Genomic DNA, 12135 nt, shown 5'->3' on the forward strand with positions numbered 1-12135 from the left:
ACGGAACTTTCCTTGTGATTAACAAACTCTCCCAGCTGCTCAAAGCGGCAAACATTTCCCTTACCGATCAACAAAAACAGCAGCTGGTCGGCTATGTTGAATTACTGCATAAGTGGAATAAGGCTTATAACCTGACGTCGGTGCGCGATCCGCAACAGATGCTGGTGCGTCATATTCTCGACAGCGTAGTAGTGGAACCCCACTTACAAGGCGAACGCTTTATTGATGTCGGCACTGGGCCGGGTCTGCCTGGTATTCCTCTGGCAATTGTGCGTCCACAGTCGCATTTCACGTTGCTGGATAGCTTAGGAAAACGCGTGCGCTTTTTACGTCAGGTACAGCATGAGTTAGGACTTACTAACATTTCACCTGTGCAAAGCCGCGTTGAGGAATTCCCCGCTGAACCGCCTTTTGATGGGGTGATTAGCCGCGCATTTGCTTCGCTGGAAGATATGCTGAACTGGTGCCATCATCTGCCTGGCCCTTCAGGTCGCTTCTATGCTTTGAAAGGTGTGCGTCCTGATGATGAGATCACGGCCTTGCCAGCAGGCTTTACCCTAGAGAAAATGGAAGCACTGCACGTTCCTGAATTGGATGGTGAGCGTCACTTAGTGATTATACGTCGCGAATAGACATGAAATTAGTGTGGATTTAAGTCAGTCGGTCCCCTTTATCTTTGAAAATGCATTGAATAAAAAAACAGCGGTTGAACACTTTTAGTCAAAAGCTTTTATTCGGCAGGGCAGGGAGAAGGGGTTAACAACCTCAACGGAAATTATCTGAAAAGGTCTGTTACATTTAACGAATAATTCACATTTCATTATCACTTAGATCACTTTATTGGCTTTATTTACCTAACCAAATAGTCACGCCAGAAAATATAACTCTGCAATAAATCGGCGTGCGTAATATCAATTTTACGTTTTTATTGCGACCTACGATGTCAATAGAGTGTTTTTATCGAAAATCATGACAGTATGGTGGGCGAGTAATTCTATCTTTATGATTTAAAATGTTATTAACGGACTTTGAAATCTTAAATTTCATGTTTAATACAAATTCATCTGCCTATGCATTGCTTATAATGTGATCTAAAGCACGCTTTAAAAGCAAGCTAGCACGGCAATTTCAGGCTTTTGGTCAAGCCATCGCGGAAGGTGATGTTTTGAAAAATAGCCCTCCAGAAAGAAATTTAAATAATTGTTCACCTTTTCGCTACTTACCGATTGAAATCGCAGGTGGCGCCCGTATAATTTGCACGGCTTTTGCTGCTTGACTCAAATGAGTAAAGGCAGTCTTATACGACACGCGACATACCCCGTTCGGGGCAGGAGAGTTCAACGCCATGTCAGTGTCACTTTACAGTGTGAAATTAGCCCGGACCTTGCTGGTTATCCAGTTGGTGACTTTTGTCATCATCGGAGCGCTCTTTACGCTGAAAGATGTCACCTGGGGCGCCTCTGCCATCGCGGGTGGTGCGGCAGCCTGGCTGCCAAATGTGTTGTTTATGTTTTTAGCCTGGCGCCTGCAGGATCAAACACCTGCCAAAGGTCGCGTGGCCTGGAGCTTCGCCTTAGGTGAAGTGTTGAAGGTGTTCACGACAGTTATTTTCCTAATGGTGGCGTTAGGTGTGTTTGGAGCGGTCTTTTGGCCTCTCGCAATCACTTGGTTATCGGTGCTGGTGGTGCAGATCGTCGCGCCGGCTGTAATTAACAACAAAGGGTAAGAGGCATCATGGCTGCTGGGGAAATCTCTACTCCGCAAGAATACATAGGTCACCACCTGAATAACCTTCAGCTGGACCTGCGTACTTTCGAGTTGGTGAATCCGCACGACGCTCCTGCGACGTTCTGGGTATTAAATATCGATTCCATGTTTTTCTCTGTGTTACTGGGACTGGTTTTCCTGGTTGTGTTCCGTAAAGTGGCAAAAAGCGCCACCAGCGGTGTGCCAGGGAAACTACAAGCGGCTATCGAACTGGTTGTCGGTTTCGTTGATAACAACGTACGTGACATGTACCACGGTAAAAGCAAACTTATCGCCCCGCTGGCTCTGACAATTTTTGTCTGGGTCTTCCTGATGAACTTCATGGATCTGCTGCCTATTGACCTGCTGCCGTTTATCGGTGAGCACTATTTAGGCCTGCCAGCGCTGCGCGTTGTGCCGTCTGCAGATGTGAACATCACGCTGTCTATGGCGTTGGGCGTCTTTATTTTGATTCTGTTCTACAGCATCAAAATGAAAGGCATTGGCGGCTTCACCAAAGAACTGACGCTGCAGCCTTTTAATCACCCGATCTTCATCCCAATCAACCTGATTCTTGAAGGTGTTAGCCTGCTGTCTAAACCGGTTTCACTCGGTCTGCGACTGTTCGGCAACATGTATGCGGGTGAGCTGATCTTTATCCTGATTGCCGGCTTGCTGCCGTGGTGGTCGCAGTGGTTGTTGAATGTGCCATGGGCCATTTTCCACATCCTGATCATTTCGCTGCAGGCTTTCATTTTCATGGTCCTCACGATTGTCTATCTGTCGATGGCATCTGAAGAACATTGATTTTTTTATCTCAACACTAAGCTTTTAACTGAAACAAACTGGAGACTGTCATGGAAAACCTGAATATGGATCTGCTGTACATGGCTGCCGCTGTGATGATGGGCCTGGCGGCAATCGGTGCTGCGATCGGTATCGGCATCCTCGGGGGCAAATTCCTGGAAGGCGCAGCGCGTCAGCCGGATCTGATTCCTCTGCTGCGTACGCAGTTCTTTGTTGTAATGGGTCTGGTGGATGCAATCCCAATGATCGCTGTAGGTCTGGGTCTGTACGTGATGTTTGCGGTCGCCTAAACCTGGTAGCCTTGTTCACTCATGGCACCCGGTGTGATGAGGAACGGATTCTGCCGTTTATCACTGATAGCGGCAGAGCAAGTTAACTTAATAAGAGGCATTGTGCTGTGAACATTAATGCAACAATCCTCGGCCAGGCCATCGCGTTCATTCTGTTTGTCGCGTTCTGCATGAAGTACGTATGGCCGCCGATTATGGCTGCCATCGAAAAGCGCCAGAAAGAAATTGCTGATGGCCTTGCTTCTGCTGAGCGCGCGAAGAAAGATTTAGATCTCGCGCAGGCCAATGCGACCGACCAGCTGAAAAAAGCCAAAGAAGACGCTCAAGTCATTATCGAGCAGGCGAACAAACGCCGCGCTCAGATTCTGGACGAAGCGAAAACTGAAGCTGAGACTGAACGTAACCGCATCGTGGCACAAGCGCAGGCAGAAATCGAAGCCGAGCGTTCACGTGCCCGTGAAGAGCTGCGTAAGCAAGTCGCGTTGCTGGCATTAGCTGGCGCCGAGAAAATCATCGAACGTTCCGTGGATGAAGCTGCTAACAGCGACATCGTTGATAAACTGGTCGCTGAACTGTAAGGAGGGAGGGGCTGATGTCTGAACTGATTACTGTAGCTCGCCCCTACGCCAAAGCAGCTTTTGACTTTGCTGTTGAGCATCAAAGTATCGATCGCTGGCAGACTATGCTGGCGTTTGCCGCAGAAGTGGCTCGCAACGAACAGATGGCAGATCTTCTTTCCGGTGCTATTGCGCCGGAAGCGTTATCTGCATCTTTCAACGCGGTATGTGGCGATCAACTTGATGAACCCGCTCAAAACCTGATTAAGGTAATGGCGGAAAACGGACGTTTGACAGCGCTTCCAGCGGTACTGGAGCAGTTCATTCAACTACGCGACGCTTATGAAGCGACAGCCGAAGTTGATGTGATTTCTGCCCTTACGCTGAGTGACAGTCAGCTGAATAAAATCAGCGCCGCGATGGAAAAACGTCTGTCACGCAAAGTTAAGCTGAATTGCAAAATTGACAAGTCCGTAATGGCAGGTGTGATCATCCGTACGGGTGATCTGGTTATTGATGGCAGCGTCCGCGGCCGTCTTGACCGTCTGGCAGACGTCTTGCAGTCTTAAGGGGACTGGAGCATATATGCAACTGAATTCCACCGAAATCAGCGAACTGATCAAGCAGCGCATTGCTCAGTTCAATGTGGTGAGCGAAGCTCACAACGAAGGTACTATTGTTTCTGTAAGTGACGGTATCATCCGCGTACACGGCCTGGCCGATGTCATGCAGGGTGAGATGATTGCCCTGCCGGGTAACCGTTACGCTATCGCACTGAACCTCGAGCGTGACTCGGTTGGTGCAGTAGTGATGGGTCCGTACGCTGACCTCGCCGAAGGCATGAAGGTTAAATGTACTGGCCGTATTCTTGAAGTTCCAGTTGGCCGTGGCCTGCTGGGCCGTGTGGTGAACACCCTGGGTGCACCGATCGACGGTAAAGGCGCAATCGAAAACGACGGCTTCTCGCCTGTTGAAATGATTGCACCGGGCGTTATCGACCGTCAGTCAGTAGACCAGCCTGTTCAAACCGGTTACAAATCTGTCGATGCGATGATTCCAATCGGCCGTGGCCAGCGTGAGCTGATCATCGGTGACCGTCAGACCGGTAAAACCGCAATGGCAATCGACGCCATCATCAACCAGCGCGATTCAGGCATCAAGTGTGTCTACGTTGCGATTGGTCAGAAAGCGTCAACCATTTCTAACGTGGTACGTAAGCTGGAAGAGCACGGTGCGCTGTCTAACACCATCGTGGTTGTTGCTTCTGCTTCTGAATCAGCAGCACTGCAGTACCTGTCACCTTACGCCGGTTGTGCGATGGGTGAGTACTTCCGTGACCGCGGTGAAGATGCGCTGATCGTATACGATGACCTGTCTAAGCAGGCTATTGCTTATCGTCAGATTTCACTGCTGCTGCGCCGTCCACCAGGTCGTGAAGCATTCCCAGGCGACGTGTTCTATCTCCACTCTCGTCTGCTGGAGCGTGCATCACGCGTTAGCGCTGACTACGTTGAGCGCTTCACCAAAGGTGAAGTGAAAGGCCAGACCGGTTCTCTGACCGCGCTGCCAATCATCGAAACTCAGGCGGGTGACGTTTCTGCGTTCGTTCCGACCAACGTAATCTCGATTACTGATGGTCAGATCTTCCTGGAATCAAACCTGTTCAACTCCGGTATTCGTCCGGCCGTTAACCCGGGTATCTCTGTATCCCGTGTTGGTGGTGCTGCACAGACCAAGATCATCAAGAAACTGTCCGGTGGTATTCGTACCGCTTTGGCACAGTATCGTGAACTGGCTGCGTTCTCGCAGTTCGCTTCAGATCTGGACGATGCAACGCGTAAACAGCTGAGCCACGGTCAGAAAGTGACCGAGTTGCTGAAACAGAAACAGTATGCGCCGATGTCAGTCGCGCAACAGGGTCTGGTGCTGTTTGCTGCTGAGCGCGGCTTCCTGAACGACGTTGAACTGGCGAAAATCGGCAGCTTCGAAGCCGCTCTGCTGGCGTTCGCGGATCGCGACCACGCTGAGCTGATGGCTGAAATCAACCAAGCGGGCAACTTTAACAACGATATCGAAGCGAAGCTGAAAAGCTTGCTCGAGACGTTTAAAGCAACCCAGTCCTGGTAATGTCTGGCGGCTTGTCTGAAAAGGCAGGCCGCAAGGCTTTGAGGAGAAGCTAATGGCCGGCGCAAAAGAAATACGTAGTAAGATCGGAAGCGTAAAAAATACGCAGAAGATCACCAAAGCGATGGAAATGGTCGCCGCCTCCAAAATGCGTAAAACGCAGGAACGCATGGCGGCCAGCCGTCCGTATGCAGATACCATGCGCAAAGTGATTGGTCACCTTGCACTTGGCAATCTGGAATACAAGCACCCTTACCTGGATGAGCGTGACGTTAAGCGCGTCGGCTACCTGGTCGTTTCGACTGACCGCGGGCTTTGTGGTGGTTTGAACATTAACTTGTTCAAGAAATTGCTGGCAGATATGAAAGGCTGGGCTGATAAAGGCGTGCAGAGCGATCTGGCGATTATCGGTTCTAAAGGCAATTCATTCTTCGGCTCTGTAGGTGGCAACATCGTGGCACAGGTTACCGGTATGGGCGATAAGCCTGCACTGTCTGATCTTATCGGCCCAGTAAAAGTGATGTTGCAGGCCTATGATGAAGGCCGCATCGACAAGCTGTATATCGTCGGCAACAAGTTTAATAACACCATGTCTCAGACTCCGACCATTACCCAACTGCTGCCGTTACCGCCAGCGGAAGGTGAAGAAGAGATGAAGGCGAAGACCTGGGATTACCTGTACGAACCCGATCCGAAAGCGCTGCTGGATACCCTGCTGCGCCGTTATGTCGAATCGCAGGTTTATCAGGGTGTGGTGGAAAACCTGGCCAGTGAGCAGGCCGCACGTATGGTGGCAATGAAAGCTGCAACCGATAACGGCGGAAACCTGATCAAAGAGCTGCAGTTGGTTTACAACAAAGCTCGTCAGGCCAGCATCACCCAGGAACTTACCGAGATCGTCTCGGGAGCCTCCGCGGTTTAACCAGGCATATATCCTGTCGCGCGAGCGCGGCCGGATATTCTCGTATTAGGTAGAGGATTCAAGATGGCAGCTGGAAAGATTGTCCAGATTATCGGCGCCGTAGTTGACGTCGAATTCCCTCAGGACGCGGTACCGCAGGTATATAGCGCGCTTGAGGTTCAAAATGGTGACGCTCGTCTGGTGCTGGAAGTTCAGCAGCAGCTGGGTGGTGGCGTGGTACGTACCATCGCCATGGGTACTTCTGACGGCCTGAAGCGCGGTCTGCAAGTAGCCGACCTGAAAAAACCGATCCAGGTACCGGTTGGTAAACCAACCCTCGGCCGTATCATGAACGTATTGGGTGAACCAATCGACATGAAAGGCGACCTGCAGAATGAAGACGGCAGTGTTGTAGAGGTTTCCTCTATTCACCGTGCAGCGCCTTCTTATGAAGATCAGTCTAACTCGCAAGAGCTGCTGGAAACCGGCATCAAGGTTATCGACCTGATGTGTCCGTTCGCTAAGGGCGGTAAAGTCGGTCTGTTCGGTGGTGCGGGTGTAGGTAAAACCGTAAACATGATGGAGCTGATCCGTAACATCGCGGCTGAGCACTCAGGTTATTCGGTCTTTGCTGGCGTGGGTGAACGTACTCGTGAGGGTAACGACTTCTACCACGAAATGACTGACTCCAACGTTATCGATAAAGTAGCGCTGGTGTATGGCCAGATGAACGAGCCGCCGGGTAACCGTCTGCGCGTAGCACTGACCGGTCTGACCATGGCGGAGAAATTCCGTGATGAAGGCCGTGACGTTCTGCTGTTCATCGACAACATCTATCGTTACACCCTGGCCGGTACTGAAGTATCAGCACTGCTGGGTCGTATGCCATCTGCGGTAGGCTACCAGCCAACGCTGGCAGAAGAGATGGGTGTGTTGCAGGAGCGTATTACCTCCACCAAGACTGGTTCAATCACCTCTGTTCAGGCCGTTTACGTTCCTGCGGATGACTTGACTGACCCGTCACCAGCAACCACCTTTGCTCACTTGGACTCAACCGTTACGCTGAGCCGTCAGATCGCCTCTCTGGGTATCTACCCAGCCGTTGACCCGCTGGATTCAACCAGCCGTCAGCTGGATCCACTCATCGTGGGTCAGGAGCACTATGACGTTGCACGTGGCGTGCAGTCTCTGCTGCAGCGTTACCAGGAACTGAAAGACATCATCGCCATCCTTGGTATGGACGAACTGTCTGAAGAAGACAAACTGTTGGTGGCACGTGCGCGTAAGATTCAGCGCTTCCTGTCTCAGCCGTTCTTCGTTGCTGAAGTCTTCACCGGTTCTCCAGGTAAGTACGTGACCCTGAAAGACACGATTCGTGGCTTCAAAGGCATCATGGAAGGCGAATTCGACCACCTGCCAGAGCAGGCGTTCTACATGGTCGGCGCTATCGAAGAAGCCGTAGAAAAAGCGAAGAAACTGTAATAACGGTTTCCCAGGAGGAATAGTATGGCTATGACTTATCATCTGGATGTTGTCAGCGCGGAGCAGCAAATGTTCTCCGGTCTGGTTCAGCGTATCCAGGTGTCAGGTAGTGAAGGTGAGCTGGGTATTCATCCTGGCCACGCCCCACTGCTGACAGCCATCAAGCCTGGTATGATTCGCATCGTGAAACAGCACGGCGAAGAGGAGTATATCTACCTCTCTGGCGGCGTGCTGGAAGTACAGCCGGGCAGCACGACCGTTCTGGCCGACACTGCGATTCGCGGTGAAGACCTCGACGAAGCGCGCGCGCTGGAAGCGAAACGTAAAGCAGAAGAGCACATGAACAGCAGCCACGGTGACGTGGACTATGCTCAGGCCTCTGCGGAACTGGCGAAAGCTATCGCGAAACTGCGTGTAATCGAGCTGACCAAGAAAGCGATGTAATCAGGCTTTATGCGTCACGAAATGCCAGCCCATTGGGTTGGCATTTTTTTGCGCGCAATTTATTGCTCGACGTCTAAGTCGGCGCGTCGTTTTATCTCCGATCATCCTTTCATCTTTATCCGCTAATTTCGTTCCGAGAAAAATGTAGTAATCTCAGGGGTAAACCTTACACTTTCGAAAGTTAAATTGAGTCTGGATAGTTATGTCTACAAGCGCGATGAGTGTGGTGATCCTGGCCGCTGGCAAAGGCACCCGAATGTATTCCGATCTGCCAAAAGTTCTGCATACCCTGGCATGCAAACCGATGGTTCAGCATGTGATCGATGCAGCGACTGGCCTCGGAGCCCAACAGGTGCATCTGGTGTACGGTCACGGCGGCGATCTGCTGCAAGAGAAACTGGCCCACAACACCCTGAACTGGGTTTTGCAGTCCGAGCAACTGGGTACCGGCCATGCGATGCAGCAGGCGGCACTGTTCTTTGCCGATGACGAAGATATTCTGATGCTGTACGGCGATGTGCCGCTGATCTCCCAACCGACATTGCAACGCCTGCGTGATGCCAAACCGGAAGGCGGAATCGGCCTCCTGACCGTAGTGCTAGACAATCCAACCGGCTATGGTCGCATCGTGCGTGAGAACGGCACCGTGACCGGCATCATCGAGCAGAAAGATGCATCAGCTGAACAGCTGACAATCCCGGAGATCAACACCGGTATTCTGATTGCCAACGGCGGCGATTTGAAACGCTGGCTGGCACAGCTCAACAACAATAATGCGCAGGGTGAATTCTACATCACCGACATCATTGCCATGGCGCACCACGAAGGTCGCGTCATCAACGCGGTGCACCCGGCGCGTAACAGCGAAACCGATGGCGTGAACAATCGTCTGCAGTTGGCCACGCTTGAGCGCGCATATCAGAGCGAGCGGGCAGAACAACTGCTGCTGGCGGGTGTCATGCTGCGCGATCCTGCACGTTTCGACCTGCGCGGTACGCTGCAACATGGACGTGACGTTGAGATCGATACCAACGTTATCATTGAAGGCACGGTGTCATTGGGCAACCGCGTGAAGATAGGCGCTGGTTGCATCATCAAAAACAGCGTGATAGCTGATGATTGTGAAATCAGCCCTTATTCAGTGATCGAAGATGCCACATTGGCTGCAGCTTGTACCGTTGGGCCGTTCGCGCGTCTGCGCCCGGGCAGTGAGCTGGCGGAAGAGGCGCACGTGGGCAATTTCGTTGAGATGAAAAAAGCCACGCTGGGCAAAGGATCTAAAGCCGGCCATCTCTCCTATCTTGGCGATGCTGAAATTGGTGCGGGCGTGAACATAGGAGCGGGCACCATTACCTGCAACTACGATGGCGCCAACAAATTCAAAACTATCATCGGCGATAACGTGTTTGTTGGGTCCGATACGCAATTGGTCGCACCGGTTACGGTCGCGGCGGGCGCCACTATTGCAGCAGGCACCACGGTAATGAAAGACGTCCTGGCTGACGATCTGGTCTATAACCGTAAAGAACAAAATCAGAAGTCTGGCTGGCAACGTCCGGTTAAGAAAAAATAAATTTTAAGGGTCGGCAAAGATCGGCTCGTAGGAAAAAACTACCCAAAATAATTCGAGTTGCAGGAAGGTGGCAGCTACATGAATCCTCAGGAGTTTACTGAAGCAAGTGACTGAGGTGAATGCATGTAGCCCATGTACCTGAAATTTGAAGTATGAAGGGTAGATCCCCCCACTCTCTACAAGGCTCGGGGGAAATCAGGTCAGATGACAACGCAATGGCCGAAAGCCATGAAGTCAGGAAACTATTATGTGTGGAATTGTTGGTGCAGTAGCGCAGCGTGACATCGCAGAAATTCTGCTGGAAGGTCTGCGTCGTCTTGAATATCGCGGTTATGACTCTGCCGGTCTCGCAGTGGTTGACGCGCAGGGCCATATGACGCGTCTGCGTCGTCTGGGGAAAGTGGCAAATCTGGCAGAAGCGGCAGAGCAGCAGCCGCTGGTGGGCGGAACGGGTATTGCTCATACGCGTTGGGCCACTCATGGTGAGCCGTCAGAAGCCAATGCGCACCCGCATATCTCTGAGCACATCATTATTGTGCACAACGGTATTATCGAAAATCATGAGCCATTGCGTGCGCAGATGATCGAACGCGGCTACCGCTTTGCCTCAGAAACCGACACCGAAGTGGTGGCGCATCTGGTGCATTGGGAGCAGAAGCAGGGAGGCACGTTGCGCGAAGTGGTGCTGCGCGTGATCCCGCAACTGCGTGGTGCTTATGGCATGGTGATCATGGACAGTCGCGATCCGTCCGTGCTGGTGGCCGCCCGTTCAGGTAGCCCCTTGGTGATTGGCCGTGGCGTGGGCGAGAACTTTATCGCTTCTGACCAACTGGCGCTATTGCCGGTGACCCGCCGCTTTATGTACCTTGAAGAGGGCGATATTGCGGAGATTACTCGCCGTGAAGTCACCATCATCGATCGTGATGGCAAGCCAGCAAAACGCGCGGAAATCGAGTCAACGGCGCAGTACGATGCCGGTGATAAGGGGACTTATCGCCACTACATGCAGAAAGAGATCTACGAGCAGCCAAACGCGATTAAAAACACCATTAGCGGTCGTTTTAATCATGGGCAAATCGATCTCAGCGAACTGGGTGCCAATGCAGAAGCCTTGCTGAGCAAGGTTGAGCACATCCAGATTATCGCCTGCGGCACTTCGTATAACTCTGGGATGGTGTCACGCTACTGGTTTGAGTCGCTGGCCAACCTTCCTTGCGATGTGGAAATCGCCTCTGAATTCCGCTATCGCAAATCCGCTGTGCGTAAAAACAGCTTGCTGATCACTCTGTCGCAATCGGGTGAAACTGCCGATACGCTGGCCGCGCTGCGTCTGTCAAAAGAACTGGGTTATCTCGGTTCGCTGGCTATCTGTAACGTTGCCGGCTCTTCGCTGGTGCGTGAATCCGATCTGGCGCTGATGACCAAAGCCGGCACCGAAATTGGTGTGGCCTCGACCAAAGCCTTTACCACCCAGTTGGCGGTGTTGCTGATGCTGGTGGCAAAACTCGGCCGTCTGCACGGTATGAAGCCGGAAACAGAGCATGAGATCGTGCATGCGCTGCAGGCATTGCCAAGCCGCATTGAGCAGATGTTGGCGCAGGATAAAGTGATTGAAAGCCTGGCCGAAGGTTTCTCGGACAAGCATCATGCGTTGTTCCTGGGTCGTGGCGATCAGTATCCGATCGCGATGGAAGGCGCGCTGAAGCTGAAGGAGATCTCCTATATCCACGCTGAAGCCTACGCCGCCGGAGAGCTGAAACACGGTCCGCTGGCGCTGATTGATGCCGATATGCCGGTCATCGTGGTGGCGCCAAATAACGAGCTGCTGGAGAAGCTAAAATCCAACATCGAAGAGGTACGTGCACGCGGCGGTCTGCTGTATGTGTTTGCCGACCAGGATGCGGGTTTCACCGACAGCGATGGCATGAAAATCATCTCTCTGCCACACGTTGAAGAAGTCATTGCACCGATCTTCTACACCGTACCGTTACAGCTGCTTTCGTATCACGTTGCGCTGATTAAAGGGACAGATGTTGACCAGCCACGTAACCTGGCAAAATCGGTTACCGTTGAATAATCAGTAAAAATGGCGGGCCTGCAAGGGGCCCGCTTAGATTTTAATCGGTGTCATATAACTGTCATATTTCGTACATTTCACTGTCATCAAACTGTCCTATTTTCCCTCCAGCAGCAATCACTGACTCCTACTAA

The 12135-nt window shown here is 51.9% G+C and carries 12 protein-coding genes; all 12 read left to right on the forward strand.

Features of this window, described 5'->3' with window-relative positions; all coding sequences use genetic code 11:
* The first annotated feature begins 14 nt into the window (after nucleotides 1-14).
* The 12 genes from rsmG (at nucleotide 15) to glmS (ending at nucleotide 12001) form a co-directional block, all read left to right on the forward strand.
* Nucleotides 15-632, forward strand: a complete 618-nt coding sequence (gene rsmG, locus HA51_RS05235) for a 16S rRNA (guanine(527)-N(7))-methyltransferase RsmG (protein WP_084932772.1) — start codon at nucleotides 15-17, stop codon at nucleotides 630-632.
* Nucleotides 633-1345: 713 nt separating this feature from the next.
* Nucleotides 1346-1726: a F0F1 ATP synthase subunit I gene (atpI, locus tag HA51_RS05240; RefSeq protein ID WP_084932778.1), complete on the forward strand. Its 381-nt coding sequence runs from the start codon at nucleotides 1346-1348 to the stop codon at nucleotides 1724-1726.
* An 8-nt stretch (nucleotides 1727-1734) separates the two neighbouring features.
* Complete coding sequence (gene atpB / locus HA51_RS05245) at nucleotides 1735-2553, forward strand: F0F1 ATP synthase subunit A (RefSeq protein ID WP_084932785.1); 819 nt, start codon at nucleotides 1735-1737, stop codon at nucleotides 2551-2553.
* 50 nt (nucleotides 2554-2603) lie between these two features.
* Nucleotides 2604-2843, forward strand: a complete 240-nt coding sequence (atpE, locus tag HA51_RS05250; protein WP_003849523.1) for a F0F1 ATP synthase subunit C — start codon at nucleotides 2604-2606, stop codon at nucleotides 2841-2843.
* 107 nt (nucleotides 2844-2950) lie between these two features.
* Nucleotides 2951-3421: a F0F1 ATP synthase subunit B gene (gene atpF, locus HA51_RS05255; protein WP_034830044.1), complete on the forward strand. Its 471-nt coding sequence runs from the start codon at nucleotides 2951-2953 to the stop codon at nucleotides 3419-3421.
* Between the two features lie 14 nt (nucleotides 3422-3435).
* A complete protein-coding gene (atpH, locus tag HA51_RS05260) occupies nucleotides 3436-3969 on the forward strand; it encodes a F0F1 ATP synthase subunit delta (RefSeq protein ID WP_084932788.1) in 534 nt (177 codons plus the stop codon).
* A 16-nt stretch (nucleotides 3970-3985) separates the two neighbouring features.
* On the forward strand, nucleotides 3986-5527 hold the full coding sequence (atpA, locus tag HA51_RS05265) for a F0F1 ATP synthase subunit alpha (protein ID WP_084932791.1): 1542 nt from the start codon (nucleotides 3986-3988) through the stop codon (nucleotides 5525-5527).
* Between the two features lie 52 nt (nucleotides 5528-5579).
* Nucleotides 5580-6446 carry a F0F1 ATP synthase subunit gamma gene (gene atpG / locus HA51_RS05270; protein ID WP_084932794.1) on the forward strand — a complete coding sequence of 289 codons (867 nt, stop codon included), beginning with the start codon at nucleotides 5580-5582 and terminating at the stop codon, nucleotides 6444-6446.
* 63 nt (nucleotides 6447-6509) lie between these two features.
* Nucleotides 6510-7907: a F0F1 ATP synthase subunit beta gene (atpD, locus tag HA51_RS05275; protein WP_084932797.1), complete on the forward strand. Its 1398-nt coding sequence runs from the start codon at nucleotides 6510-6512 to the stop codon at nucleotides 7905-7907.
* A gap of 24 nt (nucleotides 7908-7931) precedes the next feature.
* On the forward strand, nucleotides 7932-8351 hold the full coding sequence (locus tag HA51_RS05280) for a F0F1 ATP synthase subunit epsilon (RefSeq protein ID WP_084932800.1): 420 nt from the start codon (nucleotides 7932-7934) through the stop codon (nucleotides 8349-8351).
* 202 nt (nucleotides 8352-8553) lie between these two features.
* Nucleotides 8554-9924: a bifunctional UDP-N-acetylglucosamine diphosphorylase/glucosamine-1-phosphate N-acetyltransferase GlmU gene (glmU, locus tag HA51_RS05285; protein WP_084932802.1), complete on the forward strand. Its 1371-nt coding sequence runs from the start codon at nucleotides 8554-8556 to the stop codon at nucleotides 9922-9924.
* Nucleotides 9925-10171: 247 nt separating this feature from the next.
* Nucleotides 10172-12001 (forward strand): glutamine--fructose-6-phosphate transaminase (isomerizing), encoded by a 1830-nt coding sequence (gene glmS, locus HA51_RS05290; RefSeq protein ID WP_084932805.1) that lies wholly within the window; start codon nucleotides 10172-10174, stop codon nucleotides 11999-12001.
* Nucleotides 12002-12135: the final 134 nt, after the last annotated feature.

The sequence above is a fragment of the Pantoea rwandensis genome (assembly GCF_002095475.1).
In the GTDB taxonomy this organism is placed as follows: Bacteria; Pseudomonadota; Gammaproteobacteria; order Enterobacterales; family Enterobacteriaceae; genus Pantoea; species Pantoea rwandensis.

Bases quoted from the DNA above. Each gene is read 5' to 3' on its own strand.
- atpI (WP_084932778.1), top strand. From the start codon at position 1,346: ATGTCAGTGTCACTTTACAGTGTGAAATTAGCCCGGACCTTGCTGGTT.
- atpB (WP_084932785.1), top strand. From the start codon at position 1,735: ATGGCTGCTGGGGAAATCTCTACTCCGCAAGAATACATAGGTCACCAC.
- atpE (WP_003849523.1), top strand. From the start codon at position 2,604: ATGGAAAACCTGAATATGGATCTGCTGTACATGGCTGCCGCTGTGATG.
- atpH (WP_084932788.1), top strand. From the start codon at position 3,436: ATGTCTGAACTGATTACTGTAGCTCGCCCCTACGCCAAAGCAGCTTTT.
- atpA (WP_084932791.1), top strand. From the start codon at position 3,986: ATGCAACTGAATTCCACCGAAATCAGCGAACTGATCAAGCAGCGCATT.
- atpG (WP_084932794.1), top strand. From the start codon at position 5,580: ATGGCCGGCGCAAAAGAAATACGTAGTAAGATCGGAAGCGTAAAAAAT.
- atpD (WP_084932797.1), top strand. From the start codon at position 6,510: ATGGCAGCTGGAAAGATTGTCCAGATTATCGGCGCCGTAGTTGACGTC.
- HA51_RS05280 (WP_084932800.1), top strand. From the start codon at position 7,932: ATGGCTATGACTTATCATCTGGATGTTGTCAGCGCGGAGCAGCAAATG.
- glmU (WP_084932802.1), top strand. From the start codon at position 8,554: ATGTCTACAAGCGCGATGAGTGTGGTGATCCTGGCCGCTGGCAAAGGC.
- glmS (WP_084932805.1), top strand. From the start codon at position 10,172: ATGTGTGGAATTGTTGGTGCAGTAGCGCAGCGTGACATCGCAGAAATT.